General features: G+C 37.2%; 16 protein-coding genes. 15 read left to right on the forward strand and 1 reads right to left on the reverse strand.

Annotated features, from left to right (window positions below; genetic code table 11):
• The first annotated feature begins 88 nt into the window (after nt 1-88).
• From G8761_RS02400 to G8761_RS02470, 15 genes are all read left to right on the forward strand, one after another.
• On the forward strand, nt 89-904 hold the full coding sequence (locus tag G8761_RS02400; RefSeq protein WP_166023241.1) for an MBL fold metallo-hydrolase: 816 nt from the start codon (nt 89-91) through the stop codon (nt 902-904).
• 12 nt (nt 905-916) lie between these two features.
• Nucleotides 917-1,672 (forward strand): exodeoxyribonuclease III, encoded by a 756-nt coding sequence (locus tag G8761_RS02405; RefSeq protein WP_166023243.1) that lies wholly within the window; start codon nt 917-919, stop codon nt 1,670-1,672.
• A 68-nt stretch (nt 1,673-1,740) separates the two neighbouring features.
• Nucleotides 1,741-3,198, forward strand: coding sequence for an FAD-binding domain-containing protein (locus tag G8761_RS02410; RefSeq protein ID WP_166023246.1), 1,458 nt, complete (start codon nt 1,741-1,743; stop codon nt 3,196-3,198).
• Between the two features lie 231 nt (nt 3,199-3,429).
• Nucleotides 3,430-3,774, forward strand: a complete 345-nt coding sequence (locus G8761_RS02415; RefSeq protein ID WP_166023248.1) for a hypothetical protein — start codon at nt 3,430-3,432, stop codon at nt 3,772-3,774.
• Between the two features lie 381 nt (nt 3,775-4,155).
• Entirely contained in the window at nt 4,156-4,806 is a 651-nt protein-coding gene (gene ccpN / locus G8761_RS02420; protein ID WP_166023250.1) for a transcriptional regulator CcpN, read from the forward strand.
• A gap of 26 nt (nt 4,807-4,832) precedes the next feature.
• Entirely contained in the window at nt 4,833-5,636 is an 804-nt protein-coding gene (locus G8761_RS02425; RefSeq protein WP_166023252.1) for a pyruvate, water dikinase regulatory protein, read from the forward strand.
• A gap of 14 nt (nt 5,637-5,650) precedes the next feature.
• The gene (gene ppdK / locus G8761_RS02430) at nt 5,651-8,326 is read left to right on the forward strand and encodes a pyruvate, phosphate dikinase (protein ID WP_166023254.1); all 2,676 of its coding nucleotides are present in this window, start codon (nt 5,651-5,653) and stop codon (nt 8,324-8,326) included.
• A 260-nt stretch (nt 8,327-8,586) separates the two neighbouring features.
• Complete coding sequence (locus G8761_RS02435) at nt 8,587-11,139, forward strand: DEAD/DEAH box helicase (protein WP_166023256.1); 2,553 nt, start codon at nt 8,587-8,589, stop codon at nt 11,137-11,139.
• 138 nt (nt 11,140-11,277) lie between these two features.
• Complete coding sequence (locus G8761_RS02440) at nt 11,278-11,664, forward strand: phasin family protein (RefSeq protein ID WP_166023258.1); 387 nt, start codon at nt 11,278-11,280, stop codon at nt 11,662-11,664.
• Nucleotides 11,665-11,675: 11 nt separating this feature from the next.
• A complete protein-coding gene (locus tag G8761_RS02445; RefSeq protein ID WP_166023260.1) occupies nt 11,676-13,352 on the forward strand; it encodes an ABC1 kinase family protein in 1,677 nt (558 codons plus the stop codon).
• 165 nt (nt 13,353-13,517) lie between these two features.
• Nucleotides 13,518-14,300: a DUF4240 domain-containing protein gene (locus tag G8761_RS02450; RefSeq protein ID WP_166023262.1), complete on the forward strand. Its 783-nt coding sequence runs from the start codon at nt 13,518-13,520 to the stop codon at nt 14,298-14,300.
• Between the two features lie 126 nt (nt 14,301-14,426).
• Nucleotides 14,427-14,774 carry a PadR family transcriptional regulator gene (locus G8761_RS02455; RefSeq protein ID WP_166023264.1) on the forward strand — a complete coding sequence of 116 codons (348 nt, stop codon included), beginning with the start codon at nt 14,427-14,429 and terminating at the stop codon, nt 14,772-14,774.
• Nucleotides 14,755-15,393 carry an HAAS signaling domain-containing protein gene (locus G8761_RS02460; RefSeq protein WP_166023266.1) on the forward strand — a complete coding sequence of 213 codons (639 nt, stop codon included), beginning with the start codon at nt 14,755-14,757 and terminating at the stop codon, nt 15,391-15,393. Before G8761_RS02455 ends, G8761_RS02460 begins: the two co-directional genes overlap by 20 nt.
• Nucleotides 15,394-15,470: 77 nt before the next feature.
• Nucleotides 15,471-16,925 carry a DUF4153 domain-containing protein gene (locus tag G8761_RS02465; protein ID WP_166023268.1) on the forward strand — a complete coding sequence of 485 codons (1,455 nt, stop codon included), beginning with the start codon at nt 15,471-15,473 and terminating at the stop codon, nt 16,923-16,925.
• Between the two features lie 73 nt (nt 16,926-16,998).
• On the forward strand, nt 16,999-18,123 hold the full coding sequence (locus tag G8761_RS02470; RefSeq protein WP_166023270.1) for an HAD family hydrolase: 1,125 nt from the start codon (nt 16,999-17,001) through the stop codon (nt 18,121-18,123).
• 45 nt (nt 18,124-18,168) lie between these two features.
• Here the strand turns inward: G8761_RS02470 and G8761_RS02475 are convergent, their stop codons facing one another.
• Complete coding sequence (locus G8761_RS02475) at nt 18,169-18,444, reverse strand: YqhV family protein (protein WP_166023272.1); 276 nt, start codon at nt 18,442-18,444, stop codon at nt 18,169-18,171.
• Nucleotides 18,445-19,062 lie beyond the last annotated feature (618 nt).

Raw genomic sequence — 19,062 nt, forward strand, 5'->3', positions numbered from 1 at the left:
CTGGAGCTTTTGTTTTACTAGCCAAAAAGTAAGCAAATGGACAATCTTTCCGTTAAAATAAAGAAAAGAGTACGGGAGAGGGAAGCGTATGATTTTATATAAAGATAACCATACAGTAGTAATACAGAGTTCACTTTTTCAGACAAACTCCACAGTAATTGAAACGGAAGACTTTATACTTGCTGCTGATCCATGCTGGCTTCCGGAGGAAGTGGAATACATCCGCAGATATACCGATGAAAAAAAAGGAGATAAACCTTTTTATTTGCTTTTTACTCATTCCGACTATGACCATATTATTGGGTATAAAGCTTTTCCAAATGCCAAAGTCATTGGAGGTGCCAATATGATTGGGAATACTGAAAAAGAAGCCATTCTTGAACAAATAAGGGAGTTTGACGATTCCTACTATTTAAAAAGAAACTATGAAATTGCTTATCCGGAAATTGATTATAAAGTTGAAAAAAATAAGCAAACGTTAAAGCTCGGTAAATACACTCTTACTTTTTATATCGCAAACGGGCATACAAATGATGGGATTTTTACGTTAATTGAACCACTTGGCATATGGATTGCGGGGGACTATCTGTCGGATATTGAATTTCCCTATATTTATTCGAGCAGCACGGATTACGAAAAAACTCTTGAAATAGCAGAAAAAATAGTAAAACAACATAGAATACAGCTTTTGATACCTGGACATGGATCAGCAACAGGTGATTCTAAAGAAATTGAGAAAAGAATAAGAGAATCAAAAGATTATATTACTAAAACCCGTCAGTTAATGACTGAAAATAAAGAGCTGGAAACTTATTCAGTTTTGGATCATTATCCTTTTCCCAGGATTATGAAAAAATTTCATGAGGGCAATATAAATTTACTAAAGAAAGAAATGGGTATTTAAGAGGAGAAGAAAATGAAGATTGTATCTTGGAATGTAAATGGTTTAAGGGCCTGTTTAAAAAAGGGCTTTATGGATTATTTTTCACATATGGATGCTGATATTTTTTGCCTGCAGGAAATTAAGCTCCAGGAAGGCCAGGTTGATTTGGAAATTAAAGGCTATCATCTATTTTGGAATTATGCAGAGAAAAAGGGTTATTCCGGGACGGCGGTTTTTTCAAAGGAAAAACCTCTCTCCTGGAAACGCGGTATGGGAGAGGATACTCCAGACTTGGAAGGCAGGGTACTTACACTTGAATTTGATAACTTTTATCTAGTAAATGTATATACTCCAAATTCACAAAGAGATCTTGCAAGAATCAACTTCCGCCTTGAATGGGAAGATCATTTAAGACAGTATCTTGCTGATTTGGATACGCGAAAGCCTGTTGTTCTTTGCGGTGACTTGAATGTTGCCCATAACGAAATTGATTTAAAAAATCCAAAAACAAATAAGGGTAACTCAGGCTTTACGGATGAAGAACGAGGAAAAATGACAGATTTGCTTGGGACTGGGTTTATTGACACCTTTAGGCACTTTTATCCTGAAAAAGAAGGTGCATATACCTGGTGGAGCTATATGAGCAAGGTAAGGGAACGAAATATTGGGTGGCGTATTGACTATTTTATTGTCTCTGAAAGACTATCAGATTCTTTAATTGATTCCCAGCTCCATTGTGATATTATGGGCAGCGATCATTGCCCGGTTATGCTGGAGCTGAACCTTTAATAGGATAAAGCACCGACGATCGCTATTTGCTTATGTGTGAAAATGCTGCTGAAAGGAAGGGGACTGAGATGAATATTGTCTGGTACAGCCGCGATCTAAGAATATCGGATCACAAACCCCTTTATGAGGCATCAAAGCAAGGAGACGTTTTGCCTCTTTATGTTGTTGAACCATCCAGATGGAAACAAGAGGACTTTTCGGCAAGACACTTTCAATTTATTTTAGAAAGCCTGGGAGATTTAGAAAAAAGCCTGAATAATGTTGGTGGGAGTTTAATTATCACAGAAGGAGAAATGGAAGAGGTACTCGAGAAGTTTAAAAAGGATTACGGATTTTTTGGGTTGTATTTCAATACTGAAACTGGTACTCCATTTTTAGAGGAACGTAATAAAAGAATAAGAGATTGGATGGCAGCCAATCAAATGCCCATATACGAGTTCACTGATTTCCCAATAGAAAAGGAAATATTAACGAAAACAAAGTACAGAAAATGGTGGGAGGCTTTTATAAGTGAGGCCCCTTTGGAAACTCCCAAAAATATTCGCTTTGTGAAGGATTATAATGACCCTTTCTTTATGGGTTTAAAACATCTTGAAATGATAAAAATTAAAGGCAGCAAAATTAGGTATGACCAATTAGGAGGAGAGAGCGGTGCTTTTGATTCTTTGACCTCTTTTCTGGACGAAAGGCATGAACGTTATCTGGAAAATTACAAAAAGCCTATACAGTCATCGTTTTCATCCAGCAGAATTTCCCCTTATTTGACATGGGGTAATATCTCCTTAAGAACTGCTGCTCAGAAAACCGAAGAGCACATAAAAAGCTTAAATGATGAAAATTCAAAGGTTCAGCTTAATGCCTTTTTAGACAATCTGTTTATACGAAGTTATACAATGGATATTTTATCGAAGAAAAATAGTAAAATAAATGCTACGACCGATTTAAACTTTGATCAAATACGAGCGAAAGATGACCATAAGCTCGAACTTCTTTTTAAGGGCAAAACAGGGATACCTATTATAGATTCTTTGATGAGAAATTTGGAGAAAACAGGCTGGCTTCCTTTTTATTCGCGAGTTCTTGTAGCATCCTTTGCTGTGAATACCTTATTACTAGATTGGTATAGCTTTTCCATTCGATTCGCTAATCTGCTGCTTGATTATGAACCTGCCATCCATTTTTATCAAATGAAACTGCTTTCTGGAATTCTGGATAAAAAGTCAATTAAAATATTGGATCCTATTAAAGTCGGAAAAGAAATTGATAGAGATGGCAGCTTTATTAAGCGTAATGTTCAAGAGCTTAAAAATCTTCCAGCCGAGTATATTCATGAACCATGGCGGTTCCCGGGCTTTTATCAATTGGGATACCCATCACCCATTATAGATGTCGCAAAAGAAAACAAGCGAATTAAAGAGATATTAAAAAGTTATAAAAAAGATGAAACCATTAACGCGAAAAAGTCAGGTAGGGCCAACAAAAAAGGTGATAACTTTGTCAGTGAACAATTGTCACTGGATTTGTAGGTTCTGCTATATCGAGTTGGTTGTAAGTTTCATTGTTGACTTTGTACTGGATATAGATTGAAGAGGAATACAAGCAAATGAAGTGAAAATTAAGAGCCAAGTCTAACATAAAATCACTCTTTTGTGATTTGTAAAATAATTACCAATAATTGCTTCCTTAGGGATTAGTTTAGGCAGAAAAAGATGCGGGTAAAAATTAGCATCAAAAGGATTCCTAAAAGGAGCGGCATTATGAGGAATACAATTGCAGGGATATTTCAATCAGTTAAGCAAACTGAATATGCCATAGACCATTTACTTTCAGAAGGGTTTCAACCGGAAAACATGACGGTTGTTACCAATGCCAAAGAATATAATCCGCTTATTTTCCCCGCTGTCCCTGTTATCCAGGTTTCAAATCACTACAATGATTCTATTTGTGAAATGATTTTGGATATTGCTTCAGACGATGTGCTTGAAAGTGAGCTAGTGGATTCAATCAATGATAAGACAGAAAAATATATTTTATTACTGGAATATGTAGATTTAGATGCCAATGTGATAGATAACTTATCCTCCGAACTATACTTTATATAAACGAAAAACCGGTCCTTGAGCCGGTTTTTTTGCCAAGTAATTGCTTGCAAAAACCCCCATATCCTTTCAATTCTAACTTCCGAAAATATTTTTTCCTTGAAAAAACATGGTGAGAATTTTTAACATCTTTAAAAATCTAAAGGCTTCACTTGTATTTATTGGTTTAATTTTGTGTCGCTTTATTGATTGAAGCGGAAAGCGAGCTTCACCCTTCTTTGGTGAAGATTCGAATTTACTCAACTTCCTTTTTTTTGTGTCCAAATCTTATAATGTTATATTTTTTTTAAAAAAAGGTAAGCTTATTGTTCCGTTTTAAGTTTTAATGTTATATACTATATCTTAATTAGGATAACACAATTAGAGAAATAGTATTACATATTTATGGGGAATAAGGTGGTGGTTAAAATTAAATTAACAAAACGCCAGGAAGAAATTCTTCAAATTGTTAAAAAGGAAGGGCCGATTCCCGGGAAGGAAATTGCTGAGAAGCTTTCTCTGACAAGGGCAACCCTAAGACCAGATCTTGCTATTTTGACAATGGCTGGTTCTTTAGAGGCCAGACCACGGGTCGGATATTATTTAAGTCCAGAAAAGACAATAAAAATGAAGGCCGCCAAATATTCTTCTAAGCTAGTAAATGACTTCAAAGCTCTCCCTATTGTTATAAGCAAATCAACTTCTGTTTACGATGCCATTGTCCAGCTTTTTTTGGAGGATGTAGGTACATTATATGCGGTTGATGATGAGGGGAATCTTGCAGGTGTTATCTCGAGGAAGGATTTAATCCGGGCAGCTATAGGTAATAAAAATTTAAATGATTTGCCAGTGAATGTAATCATGACGCGTATGCCCAATATTGTTACAATTTCTCCGGAAGAAACATTACTCGAAGCAGCAAATAAACTTATCAATAATCATATTGATTCTTTGCCGGTAGTCAGAGAAAAAGAAAGCATGCCTACTACATATGAATTAATAGGCCGTGTGACCAAAACGACAATTACCAGTGCGTTTCTAGAATTGTTTGAATGATAGCAGCCAAGGGAGTGGGGGAAATCTTGTTTCAGAAAGAAGTTGTATATGTTGTATCAGATTCTGTTGGGGAGACAGCAGAATTTGTAGTAAAAGCTGTGGCTACCCAATTTAACGGGGGCCATGTTGATATCCGCAGAAATTCATATGTTGAGGATACTGAAGACATCGAGGATATTATTTTAATTGCCCGCCAGTCCAATTCACTTATTGCTTATACGATCGTTGTTCCTGCTTTGAAGGAATATCTAGATAAGCGTGCAAATGAGGAAGGAATTATTGCTGTTGATTTGTTAAATCCATTAATGGACGCTTTTATGAAACGTTTCAACAAAGAGCCGAATCATCAGCCGGGATTACTGAGAAAACTTGATGAAGATTATTTTCGTAAGGTTGAAGCCATTGAATTTGCTGTTAAATATGACGACGGACGAGACACGAGAGGTATTTTTCGGGCTGATATTGTCTTAATTGGAGTATCAAGGACATCAAAAACACCTTTATCCATGTATTTGGCCCATCAGCGATTTAAGGTTGCAAATGTTCCGCTTGTTCCAGAAGTCCCTCCACCTGATGAGCTTTACGAAATTCCAAGAAGCAAATGTGTTGGACTCATTATTTCCCCTGATAAATTGAATGAAATTCGTACAGAACGGCTAAAGGCTCTTGGTCTTACATCTCGTGCCAATTACGCAAGCTTTGAAAGAATCCTAGAAGAATTGGATTATGCCGAAAAAATTATGAAGCGGGTAGGCTGCCCGGTTATTAACGTTTCCAACAAAGCAGTAGAAGAGACAGCAGGGTTAATTCTGGAAATTCTTAAAAAATGAGAGGAGCTGCAGTCATGAAGAAGTATGTATACCTATTCAATGAAGGAAACAGCGGTATGAAAGAACTTTTGGGAGGTAAAGGAGCAAACCTTGCAGAAATGACAAATATAGGCCTTCCGGTTCCTTTCGGCTTTACTATTTCAACAGAAGCCTGCAATGCCTACTATGAATCTGGTAAAACCCTCCCTAATGAGGTTATGGATCAGGTTCTCGAATCTCTAAACAATCTTCAGCAAAAGACAGGAAAAACTTTTGGCGATCCTTCTAATCCTCTGCTTGTATCTGTCCGTTCTGGTTCTGTTTTTTCTATGCCGGGAATGATGGATACCATTTTGAACCTAGGTATGAATGACGAGACTGTTGAAGGAATAGCTGAGTTAACGCAGAATGCCAGATTTGCCTATGATTCCTACCGAAGATTTATCCAAATGTTCTCCGATGTCGTTCTTGATGTGGATGTTTACTATTTTGAGCAGCTTCTTGAAGAAACTAGAGAGCAAAAGGGCTATTCCTCTGATCCTGAAATGACAGCAGAAGATTGGAAGGAAGTCATTGAAGGCTATAAAGGCATTGTTAAGAAGCATACAAGAAAATCATTCCCTCAGGATCCAAAAGAACAGCTGTTCCTTGCAATTGATGCTGTATTTAATTCATGGAACAACCAGCGGGCGATTGTTTACCGCCGCTTGAATAAAATTCCCGACCATCTTGGTACAGCTGTAAATATTCAAAGTATGGTGTTTGGAAACATGGGTAATGACTCAGGTACAGGAGTTGCTTTTACACGTGACCCATCTACAGGTGAAAAAACACTTTATGGTGAGTACTTAATCAATGCTCAGGGGGAAGATGTTGTAGCAGGAATTAGAACTCCACAGCATATAAGTACATTGAAAAATGAAATGCAGGAAGTTTTCAGCCAATTTTCTGAAACGTGTGACCGGCTTGAACAGCACTATAGAGATATGCAGGATATCGAATTTACAGTTGAGCGCGGTAAGCTATTTATCCTCCAGACCCGTACAGGTAAAAGAACTGCACAGGCTGCAATTAGAATAGCAGTAGAAATGGTCACAGAAGGAATTATAGATAAAAAAGAAGCCCTTCTAAGAGTAGACCCTGACCAGTTAAATCAGCTTCTTCATCGCAGGATAGATGATAAGTATGAACGAAAGCAGCTTGCCAAAGGTCTCCCTGCTTCACCCGGTGCTGCAACTGGCCAGGTGGTTTTTGACGCGGATGAAGCTGAAGTACTAGGAAGCGAAGGAAAAAAAGTTATTTTGGTACGTCCTGAAACAACTCCGGATGATATCCATGGAATTATTGCCGCTCAAGCTGTTGTAACGACCCGCGGTGGAATGACCAGCCACGCTGCAGTAGTTGCAAGAGGGATGGGAAAAGCATGTATTTGTGGATGTGAATCCTTAAAAATTGACCTTCGCTCAAAACAGTTTAGTGTAGGAGACACACTGGTAAAGCATGGGGATATCATTACCATTGACGGAGCAAGTGGGGAGATTATGCTTGGTGAAATTCCGATGATAGAACCAGAGCTTTCTGCGGAATTCAAGCAGCTTTTAGCATGGGCAGATGAGGAGAGAGACCTAGGTGTTCGGGCGAATGCAGATAACCCCGAGGATTCAAAAAAAGCTTTTGAATTTGGAGCAGGGGGAATTGGCCTTTGCCGAACTGAACATATGTTTATGGATGCTAAACGTATTCCTATTGTTCAAGCGATGATTCTCGCAGAAAATTACGAAGAACGTATAACCGCACTTGACCAGCTCCTTCCTATGCAGCAGGAGGACTTTGAAGGAATATTTGAGGCGATGCAGGATCTGCCAGTTACCATCCGTTTATTAGATCCTCCTCTTCATGAATTCCTCCCGGATAAAGAGGAGCTTCTCGTTGAGGTAACAAAGCTTCAAATTACTGATCCACAGTCCTCTCAATTAAAAGAAAAAGAACAATTACTTAAAAAGGTTCGTCAGCTTGATGAATTTAATCCAATGCTTGGGCATCGGGGCTGCCGCCTGGGAATGATTCATCCGGAAATCTACGCAATGCAGGCAAAAGCAATTTTTTATGCTGCTGCACAAATGTTAAAAAAAGGATTGCAAATAAAACCGGAAATTATGATTCCTCTTGTTGGACATGTGAATGAACTAAGAGATATGCGTAAATTGGTTATAGAAGCCGGCAGACAAGTTAAGGAAGAAACAGGTGTTGAAGTAGCTTACACCGTTGGAACAATGATTGAAATACCACGTGCTGCTTTAACTGCTGACCAAATTGCGGGAGAAGCAGACTTTTTCTCCTTTGGTACAAACGATTTAACTCAAACTACTTTCGGTTTCAGCCGTGATGATGCCGAAGGAAAGTTCCTGCAAACATATATAGAAGATAAAATTCTCCCTGAAAATCCTTTTGCTGTATTGGATCAGGAAGGTGTTGGCCTTCTTGTTGAAATGGGAGTGAAACTTGGCCGCCAGACAAAACCTGAGTTAAAGACTGGCATTTGTGGTGAGCATGGCGGAGAAAAGGATTCTATCGATTTTTGTTACCGTACAGGTTTAGATTATGTTAGTTGTTCTCCTTACCGTGTACCGCTTGCTCGCCTTGCAGCAGCACAGGCAACCATTCGCCATGGAAAAAGAAATAGAGAAGAAAGCATTATATCAGTGATGTAAAAGCTTTAATTACCGTCCCAGGGTTCTGGGACGGTTTTTTGTATATAAAACCTAAAAAAACGCTCTCGAGGACAAATCCCAAGCAACGGAACAAAGATTTGTCCTTGAACCAGTCTATCTGAAACAAATGCATGCCCATCAAGTAAGATTTCTGATTTTCGAGTTGCATTCACTTTAGTATGTTTATTCGCTTATTTTGTGTAAATTAAAAAGAGTAGAAGAAAATAACTGTAATGAATTAAAAAATGAGGGAAAATTACATGGGTAAATTAGAAAGCTTATATCCGCTAGCTGTCGAGCATACAAAAAATAAAGTGATGCAGGATGTGGGGCGGTACCTTGAAGATAAAGAAATAATGCCTTCCTTTGAGCAGTATTTAAGGGAAAGGCAGGAATACATAAGTCAGATATGGATCAATGTATGGCTCAATAAAGTGACAAATGATATTCCGCGTGATGAAAAAAAGTTATTCTTAAACGAACGAGGGCTAGAAACAAAAGACGTAAACAGAAAACTGATTAACCAATTGTTCCGAACCGAGATGAGAGAATATAATCCGTTTAATGCTTCTGCCTGGCTGGAGGAGAAGTTTTCGGGAAGGGAAAAAGAGTGGCAGGAAAGATATGAAAAATCTCGAGAAAATTATTTTAAGCGAATTGAAATGGAACAGCTTGCTGATGAAAGACGCCGGACAAAAGAAGAAATTCTTTTATTTATTGAGGATTATATTGAGGAGAATATGGGTCTTCTTTACCTGCGTGTTCGGTATTTTATAGCAGGAAAATTAAAAAAGGATTTTAGCGAAAAAACTAAATACCGCCAGATTGATACTTTTGCTCTTGAGGAAAAACTTACGGAAGAAGGCTCTTTTAATCCCAAAGATTATTCGACTCTCTCCGGTTTTTTTGACGACCTCACGGGAGACATTCACAGGACTAATCATTATGGGCGCAGCTATTTTGAATATGAGACTTATTATGACATCTATCAGCGGTATGTTTTTGATTATCTCTATGATGAAGTTCCGGATATCCTTTTAGAAAAGGTTAAGGAGCGCTTTAGGTACTATGATGATGAAGACAAGCCATTAATAAAGGATGAAATAAATGAAACAATAGTTGATATGTCTGCAGCTTTCTTTAAAGAGTTGAATGAGGAATACGTTTCCGATTTATTGAACCTTGCGGAAATTCCTTTTGAGGCTTCTCAGCATCAGGAGATTTTTGAAAGAGACGTGGCAGCCAGAGAGCAGAGAAAAGCAGAAGAAAAGGCAGAAGTGGAAAGAAGAATGCTTGAAGAGGCCCAAATGCTGGAAGATATTTTTGGACAGGAATATACACCTTTAATAGGACAGCAAACAAAATATATTTTGCATTTAGGTGAAACGAATACAGGTAAAACCTTTCATGCGCTTGAAAAAATGAAATTGGCAGAAAGTGGTCTTTATCTTGCCCCTCTTCGCCTTTTAGCTCTAGAGGTTTACGATAAACTTAATGAAGAAGGAACACCTTGTTCTTTAAAAACTGGTGAGGAAGAGAAAGTTACAGAAAATGCAAACCATATCTCCTGTACAATCGAAATGTTTCATGAAAAGGATATTTATGAAGTAATCGTTATAGATGAAGCACAAATGATTACCGATAAAGATAGAGGTTATTCATGGTATAAGGCCATTACAAGAGCAAAAGCAAAAGAAGTTCATATTATCGGAAGCAGAAACGTCAGACATATGCTCTACGAGCTATTAAGAGATGTTGAGGTAGAAATAAATGAATACAGCCGTGATGTGCCGCTGGAGGTGGAATCCAAAGAGTTTAAAATTGGGCGTGTAAAAAAGGGTGATGCTTTAATCTGTTTTTCCCGTAAGCGGGTTCTGGAGACTGCTTCCAGACTGCAGCAGGATGGACGTGCAGCCAGCATGATATACGGAAGCATGCCGCCGGAAACTCGTAAAAAGCAAATTAAGCAGTTTATCGATGGTGAAACGACTGTTATCGTAGCAACTGATGCGATTGGTATGGGTTTGAATTTGCCGATTCGCCGTATTGTATTCTTGGAAAATGATAAATTTGATGGAACTAGAAGAAGAATCCTTACTTCCCAGGAGGTTAAACAAATAGCTGGGAGAGCGGGAAGGAAAGGAATTTACGATATAGGCCGGGTCGCCTTTACTGCTGATATTAAACGAATGAAGCAGCTCCTTGAGCAGGAGGATGAACCAGTTCAAACCTTTGCGATTACTCCGACTGGCGAGATGCTGAACCGTTTTCAAAACTACAGCAGAGATATGGGGACATTTTTTGACCTGTGGAAAAAGTTTGAAAGTCCTAAGGGAACAAAGAAGGCACCGTTATCGGAAGAAAGGGAGCTTTATGAAATTATCAGGGATACCGAAATAGAGGCAAGATTGTCTTTAAAGGACCTCTATTCCTTTCTTCAGCTTCCTTTTTCCTCAAGGGAGCCATCCCTTATTAGGCAATGGGAAGAAACCATTTTAGCTATTGTTTCGAGACAGGAAATCCCTGAACCCAAAATTAAAAGGCGAAATCTGGAGGAGCTGGAGCTTTCGTATAAAGCAATCGGGCTCCACCTGCTTTTCCTGTATCGTTTAGACAGGCGAACAGAGGCAGTTTATTGGGAGCGTGTTCGCGAAGAACTCAGTGACCAGGTTCATGAAAGACTGAAAACCGATGTGAAACACTTAAGCAAAAAATGCAAACGCTGTGGAAAAAAGCTGCCATGGGACCATAAGTTTCCTATCTGTGATGCGTGCCATGAAACACAAATGAAAAGATACAGTCGATCATACTAACTTTTTCAGGATAATATATTTAACATTAACGGACTACCCATCGAGGGCGAGTCCGTTATTTTTGTTTTCTCTAAATATGGATAATTTTTATAGCATTTGGGTATGGAATAGTATCGAAGGAATGAAGGAGGAACGAAAATGAATGATTTTTTAAAGAATGGGTTTTTACTCGGTATCGGTGCCGCTATTATGGGAAAAGAAAAACTCGAGGATAATATAACAAAACTTGTTCAGAAAGGTATGATGAGCCAAACTGAGGCAGATTCAATTTTTAACGAGTTCTTAAAAAAAGGACAAGAAAAGAGTGACAGCTGGAACCAGGATTTTCGAAACAATATAAGGAACCAATTAAAGGATTTAGGTTTTGTGACCCGGGAAGAACTTGATTTGGTTAGAAACGAATTAAATATATTAAGAGAACAAAACTTAAGGAATAACGACAACACCCCGCTTACTGACTATCAGGATTCTCAAAATGGGGAAAAACCCGTAGTTGATCTTGAAAAAGATGATAATGAATTTTAACAGGTGATGGAATGTTAACGGATCGATTGCGAAGATTAAATAGATATAGGGAGATAGTTACCATTTTAGGTAAGTATGGATATGGCTTTGTAATAAAAGATATTGGATTATCCGACCTGTTATCGATCAAAGACAGGGTAAGAACGGGATTATCTGATGAGAATGCACAGGAAATGGGAACAAAAATTAGGGATTTGCTCGAGGAGCTGGGGCCAACATTTGTGAAACTTGGCCAACTCCTTAGTATTCGTAGTGATCTGCTGCCAATCGAGATTCTTTGCCAGTTAGAAAAGCTTCAGGATGAAGTAACTTCAGTTCCTGTAAATGAAATAAAGGAAAAAATAAAGGCGGAACTGGGAAAGCCGGTTGATGAACTTTTCCATTCGTTTAACGAGGAATGTATTGGAGCCGCATCTATCGGGCAGGTCCATGAAGCTGTACTGCATTCAGGTGAGAAGGTTATGGTCAAGGTTCAAAGACCAGGGATCAGAAAAACGGTATATACAGATCTTGAAATTTTAAAAGATTTATCTGGCCTAATGGAGACCAGATATGACTGGGCTAAGGATTACCACTTGACCGAAATGATAGAGGAACTTTCAGAATCGGTTAAGAATGAATTAGATTATTTGGAGGAAGCTCGAAACACAGAGCTGGTTCAGCTGCAATTTGACGGGAATAATTCCTTTAGAGTTCCGGACATTTATTGGGATTATACCACTTCGAACATTCTTACGATGGAACGTATGGATGGAATTAAATTGACTGACCTGGGTGAAACTAACCTTTCCAAAGAGGAAAAGAGAAATGTTGCTGACTTGTTAGTCGAAGCTTTTGTCACTCAAATTATAAGAGAAGGTTTTTTTCATGGCGACCCGCACCCGGGGAATCTGCTGTATAACCATTCTAAGAAGCAATTAGCATTGATTGATTTTGGACAAATTGGCCGACTTTCCAACGAAATGAGATACGATGTCACTTCATTAATGATCGGTTTAATGAATGAGGATACCGACACGGTAGTTAAAGCTATGTATGACTTAACTGATGTTCCGTCTCATGTTGATGATAAAAAGTTTTATGATGATATAGCAAGAATCAGCAAAAAATACAGTCATGTTCCTCTAGGAGAAATGAATTTTGGCATGACTATAAATGAATTATTTGCAACTGCACAGGAACATAGAATCAGGATACCAAAGGATTTTCTTATGCTTGGAAAAGCACTCATTACAGTAGAGGGAATTATTTCTGAAATAGATCCTTCTCTTAACCTTTTAACACTAGCTAAACCTTATGGTGAACAATTGGTAAGGGAAAGATATGATCCAATTAAAATGGGAAAGAGACTATTTGAAAATACTGAAAATCTCACCGAAACCTTATTTAAGCTTCCTGGTAAAATAGAAGATGTAGTGGATAAAACGGCTGAAGGAAATTTAAAAGTTGAAATTTCACTCTCAGAAATTGGTGAAATTTTTAATAAAATAGACAGAATCAGCAATCAGGTCTCATTCAGTTTAACTTTGCTTGCATTTAGCATTGTAGTCCTGGGACTCATCGTAGGGGCTACATTTGGTACAAATTCTTTTATGACAAGCATTCATGCTTTGGAAATTGGTTTTACTATTGCATTTTTAATGTTTATATGGATTATTTACTCCATCTTAAAATCAGGGCGTTTCTAAAAGAAGACAGAGGGGGATTTCCCCCCCTTTTTCTATTCTTCCTAAAACCAAAGGGAGATTTTTAAAACATTTATTCTAAAGATGTTAAAGAAAAAATAGTTTTTAGTAATAGAAATTATTTATAATTATCTATAATAACGAAAATGACGGAGGGGTTGAACAGCCATGGAAACTCTGCTTGTATATAAGGGTGAATCCTCAGTTAAATTCTGGAAGATATTTGTACTGGACAATACATATACCGTTTCTTTTGGAATTGCGGGAACAGCAAAAGCAGTTCAAACCAGGGTATTCGAATCCCACCATTACTGCAAAAAAGAAGCTGAAAAATTGGTCAAAATTAAAATGAAAAAAGGTTATACACCTCTCAGGTTCAACGGGTTAATGGTAAAGCCAAGTCCTATTACCGAAGAATCCTTCTGGGAATTGATTAAAACATCAAAGAAAATGGGAAAAGAAGTGATGGACCAGGTTCGCTGGATTGTCCTGCAATTATCTAAAAAACCGATAAAAGAAATCGTTAAATTCGATTCTATATTGAACGGATACTTGAAACAATCTTATACTGCCGATTTATGGGCGGCTGCTACTATTATTATGGGCGGCTGTACAGAGGACCGTTTTGAATATTTCCGCGCTTGGCTCCTATACTTAGGGAGGGAAATATATCAGGATGCAATAAAAAATCCTGAATCTTTAATACCTTTTTTGAAAGAAATAAAAAATGACATCCCTCAGATGGAAGAATTAACATTTGCTGCCTCCTGGGCATATGAGGAGAAAACCGGTCTTGATGATGGAAGTTATTATGATTTATACGAGCATCTTGCCGGTACCATGGCTAACCAAAACTTCCTTCAAATGGTTTGGAACATGGAAGAATCCGTTTTAAGCAAAAAATTCCCGCAGCTTTGGAAATTATATGGCGAAAACCCTTTGGAATATTAATTATTAGTAAAGCACTTTAATTTATTTAATTAAAGTGCTGTTTATTATTTTAAAAATTTACCTTTACAATTTTTTACCAAGTGTTTAAAATAAATATATACCTAAAAAATCTATGTAGGTGATCATATGTTTAATCGGGAATTAGTAAAAGGAAGTACCTCGCTTATTATGCTCCAGCTATTAGATGAGCGGGATATGTATGGATATGAGTTAGTTAAAGAACTGGAAAAAAGAAGTGATAATGACTTCAGTGTAAAGGAAGGAACCCTTTACCCGGCACTTCACAAGCTTGAAAAACAAGGATATATCGAATGCTATTGGAAAGAGCAGGAAAAAGGCCCGGCTCGTAAGTATTACACCATTACCTCAGCGGGCAAAGAGCTGCTAGATGAAAGAACCCGTGAATGGCACGATTTTGTTCGTGTTATGAATAAAGTGATGGGGAGAAAGCAAAATGGAACAGCCGAAGAGTAGATTTTTGGCAGAACTTGGTGAAGGTCTGGGAAGACACCAGGAAAAGAACCATATATTAAAAGAATATGAACTGCATTTAGATGACCTTTTAGTTGAATTCAGTCACCTTCAGGAAGAGCATGAATTAAGAAAGCAGATCGAGAACCGCCTTGGCAGTCCCGAGGAAATAGCAGCTATATGGAAAGATGAACTTTCCGTCACCCCAGGTAAAATGAAGTGGTTATTTTTCTTTCTGAATATCATTTTTTTTACTGGCGGAAGCCTATTGACTTTGGTTCATAATCTTTATGAATGGACTTGGCTGAAGGAAATCTGGGGTCATATAACTGCAATCCCAATTGTTATTGCATTTATATACTTATTCTTTTGGGTCTTACTTGGCTATGAGATAGGCAAGGGATTTGGTTATAAAGGAAAGAGGCTTTTAAAAATCACATTTTTACTTTCCCTTATCCCTAATATAATCTTAATGGCATTGACTGTTTTTAAAGTCATTCCGCATGAATGGTTTGCTCCCTTACTTTCCAGACAATTTATTGTTATTTGCATACTTTTTACTTTAATTTTATACCCTGTTTCTTTTATCGGATATACGTGGGGAAAAAAAGCTTCTTTATAAGCTTTTTTTTGGATTTCTACATAGAATTTCTATGTATTTGGAAAAACATTGCGTTGAATTAAAAGGAGGTTGCTTTTGTGGATGTGAAAATTGGTAAAAACGATTGGGTTTTCTTCATTATCTGTATGGCGATTGGGGTATTTGCGGAAGAAGCTTTTTTCAGAGGGCGCATTGGCATCTCTTATCCAATATTTATAACTGTGTTTTATTCAATGTTCTTTTGGCGGTTTAGAAAAATTCCTTTCTCACATCAAAGACTTGGATCTTTACTTCTTTTTTGCATATCGTTATTAGCTTTAGGATACTTTTTGTATGACAACATGGTGTTTTATACTTTAAATATCGTGGGGCTTCCTATCTTGGTTATCTTTCACCTTGTATTAGTTACCAGTCCTAAAAATCTGGTATGGAGCCGTCCTGTTTTCCTCTATATTATAATTGTTCGATTAATTGAGTCTATTAAATATAATTTTCAATGGCTTCTTTCCGGCCGGGAATTTGTGAAAAATGGAATAGACGAAAAAAAATATAATATCTGGAAAAAGGTCTTTATTGGTATTGGTCTTTCTATTCCTCTTCTATTTATTGTTTTAAATTTACTTGTATCAGCTGACAAACAGTTTGAGCGGATTATCGGAAGGCTTCCCGAACTGTTTAATATTTTTGATTCCGAAAACCTTTTTCGAATAATCATATGCATTTTTTATACTTTAGTATTTTTCGGTCTGCTTCAAGTATTGCAAAAAAAGAAACTACAAATAACCGAGTCACCCCATGGGAACAGCCCAGTTAACCTTGATTCAATTATAGCCATGACTGTTCTTGTTTTAGTTAACGCGGTCTATCTATGGTTCGTAGCTGTCCTGTTTAGGTACTTTTTTGGGGGCTCACTTGAAGGTTCCTTTACTTACGCAGAGTATGCACGGCGTGGCTTTTTTGAGTTACTGACTGTCACCATTATAAATCTGACGCTTACTGTAGTTGTATTATCCTGTGTAAAGCAAACACTAGGAACAGGAAAATTTATGAAATCTCTGCTAAGCATACTTGTTCTATCAAGTGGAGTTATTCTAAGTTCTGCATTTTTGCGTATGCTGATGTACGAAGAAGCCTATGGATTTACCTTCACTAGAGTTCTTGTTCATTCTTTCATGATTTTTCTTTTTATTATTTTCCTTTATACCCTAGTAAGGATATGGATGGTTAATTTATCTCTTTTTCACTTCTACTTTATTTCTGCCCTGGTTTATTACACATCAATTAATATCATTAATATGGACGATATTGTAGTGAAGGAAAATCTGCAGCGATACGAAGAAATCGATAAAATCGATGTTAATTATCTCAGCAGTCTTTCGGAAACTGGGACACAGGCTCTTATCGATCTTTATAAAAAGAATCCGGAGTGGCATGGACTAAGAGATTTACTAAAAGAAAAACAGGCCTTTTATAAAAACGAAAAAAGAAACTGGCAATCCTACAATTTAACAAGGGAGAAGTCCTACCAAGAATTAATGAAATTAAAGTTTTAATAAAGAAGGATATAAACTTTCCCTTTAACATGTTAAACTAATAAAAAGTTTTCTGAAAAAGGGGCTGGGATTTTTGATTAACACAATTCTTTTTGATGTAGATGGAGTTCTCTTAAGTGAGGATCATTATTTCGATGCTTCCGCTTTAACAGTTTGGGAAATGCTGTTAAGCAGCAACTATTTAGGATTGAATCCAGATCAATTTAAAACAAAACTTACTACTGAGGAAGTATCCGAAATTCGAGAAAATGTTTTTCAAAGAGATCTAGTGCTTAAGTTCCTTAAGTCCAGGGGACTTAATGCTAACTGGGATATGATTTATCTGACATTTGCCCATCAGCTTATTAATCTTCTATCACAAATAAAGGATGAATCAGAAGAGGTATCTAATTGGCTAAGCAGCGAAATAAACCGCGAAACTTTATGCGAAATTGGCAAAAAGCTGAACGACTATAAACTCAAGATTGATTTCTCCCTTTTTAATAAAGACTTTAAGAGATCAGAGGGAGGGAAAGAAAACCTTTTTAAATTTCTTGACCAATTAGCGCTAGAGAAATTGGGGGTGAAAACAGACGTTTTCCATAGTAAGGGAGAACTATGGTCCGTTTGCGAACATGTATCTCAAGAATGGTACGTAGGTGATGCTAATGTTTTTTCTTCAACAGGAAGACCTTCTGTACAGAAAGGAAAGAAGGGGTTTTTAGAGGATGAAAAAACACTTGCTCTTGCTGAGAAGATTAAAGACCTATTCTCCTGGCTTCTGGGTAAAGGGTTATCCATTGGAATAGGAACAGGCCGGCCTAATCTCGAAACTATAAAACCTTTTGAACATTTGGGATGGAGCCAATACTTTAATCCTAATCATATCATTACTGCAGACGAGGTATTGTGGGCACAGAGGAATTTAAAAGCTGAAACAGCTCTTTCCAAGCCACATCCTTATACTTATCTTCAATCATATTATGGAAAAGAAAAATCGGCCATGGAGTGTCTTAACATACAACTTCCCATTACTGAGGGAAAAGAAATTTTAGTGGTAGGGGATTCACTTGCGGACCTTTTGGCGGCAAGACGAATGGGCGCTGTTTTTGCCGCTGTTTTAACGGGATTGTCTGGTAAAGACGCTAGACAAGATTTCGAAAAGCATCAGGCTGATTACATACTCGATACGGTTCTGGATCTAAAAAAGGTTCTATAAAAATAAGAAGAGGGCGGAGTGCCCTCTTCTTATTTTTCTGCTATTTTATTTAGATCTGATTCCATAAAAGATAAAACCCACTCCTACTAATACCCATAAAAGTTTAGTGTAGGAAACCTTATCTACCAGGCCAATTAACCCAATTGTGGTTGTAGTAATTAATACAACGGGTCCGATCAATGCAAGTGAACTGTTAATTAGGAGAGCCCTATTTAAATCCATAAACTTCAGCATTAACAGTCCTGCAATAATTTCAATCGTGCCTGACGTTAATCTTAAAAAAGCCATCCACAGAACTGTTTTATCAATTAAATGAAACATATTTACCTCCTAATAGAAGCGACTCACGAAAAATATATGCAGAGATAGAGGGAAATAGGACAAGGAATATTTAGACTTACTAACGCTTTTTTGTGGATTCATAAAAAAATAATTGACTTAAATATGGTTTCCTTATTTTACACGGTACCATTGGTTTACTTCCTCGAGCTTTAGTAATATGATTACTTAGCTGTCATGAAGTGAAAAAATAATTTTCGTAGAAGTTGACAGAGTAGAAGGATGGTGTTATTATAAATGAGTCGTTGATGAGGCGTCGTTGATAAATAATTAACAGCTCTTGAGTAACTATTTTATCTTCTTTTATTTTTTTTCGAAGTTTCTTCGTAGAAGTTGACACTTATGAAAAGATATGATAAGATAATAAATGTCGCTGATTCATTAACTTTCTTATTTTTAAGGGGTTGACGAAGCTAGCAACATATTATAAGATGGAAAAGTTCTTTTGGAACTGATCCAGTATTGCTCTTTGAAAACTAAACAAACAAAGCGTGAACAAACAAACAATAACATGATGAATTTATTCATCAGCCAACGTAACTTTATGAGCTAAACTCATACTCTTTATCGGAGAGTTTGATCCTGGCTCAGGACGAACGC

It is taken from the genome of Neobacillus terrae (assembly GCF_011393025.1).
GTDB classification, from domain to species: Bacteria; Bacillota; Bacilli; order Bacillales; family Cytobacillaceae; genus Neobacillus_A; species Neobacillus_A terrae.

What these genes read in the sequence shown, in the direction of transcription:
- G8761_RS02475 (WP_166023272.1), bottom strand. Translation starts at nt 18,444, where the DNA reads ATGTTTCATTTAATTGATAAAACAGTTCTGTGGATGGCTTTTTTAAGA.
- G8761_RS02405 (WP_166023243.1), top strand. Translation starts at nt 917, where the DNA reads ATGAAGATTGTATCTTGGAATGTAAATGGTTTAAGGGCCTGTTTAAAA.
- G8761_RS02450 (WP_166023262.1), top strand. Translation starts at nt 13,518, where the DNA reads ATGGAAACTCTGCTTGTATATAAGGGTGAATCCTCAGTTAAATTCTGG.
- G8761_RS02400 (WP_166023241.1), top strand. Translation starts at nt 89, where the DNA reads ATGATTTTATATAAAGATAACCATACAGTAGTAATACAGAGTTCACTT.
- G8761_RS02440 (WP_166023258.1), top strand. Translation starts at nt 11,278, where the DNA reads ATGAATGATTTTTTAAAGAATGGGTTTTTACTCGGTATCGGTGCCGCT.
- G8761_RS02435 (WP_166023256.1), top strand. Translation starts at nt 8,587, where the DNA reads ATGGGTAAATTAGAAAGCTTATATCCGCTAGCTGTCGAGCATACAAAA.
- ppdK (WP_166023254.1), top strand. Translation starts at nt 5,651, where the DNA reads ATGAAGAAGTATGTATACCTATTCAATGAAGGAAACAGCGGTATGAAA.
- G8761_RS02415 (WP_166023248.1), top strand. Translation starts at nt 3,430, where the DNA reads ATGAGGAATACAATTGCAGGGATATTTCAATCAGTTAAGCAAACTGAA.
- ccpN (WP_166023250.1), top strand. Translation starts at nt 4,156, where the DNA reads ATGGGGAATAAGGTGGTGGTTAAAATTAAATTAACAAAACGCCAGGAA.
- G8761_RS02410 (WP_166023246.1), top strand. Translation starts at nt 1,741, where the DNA reads ATGAATATTGTCTGGTACAGCCGCGATCTAAGAATATCGGATCACAAA.
- G8761_RS02460 (WP_166023266.1), top strand. Translation starts at nt 14,755, where the DNA reads ATGGAACAGCCGAAGAGTAGATTTTTGGCAGAACTTGGTGAAGGTCTG.
- G8761_RS02455 (WP_166023264.1), top strand. Translation starts at nt 14,427, where the DNA reads ATGTTTAATCGGGAATTAGTAAAAGGAAGTACCTCGCTTATTATGCTC.
- G8761_RS02445 (WP_166023260.1), top strand. Translation starts at nt 11,676, where the DNA reads ATGTTAACGGATCGATTGCGAAGATTAAATAGATATAGGGAGATAGTT.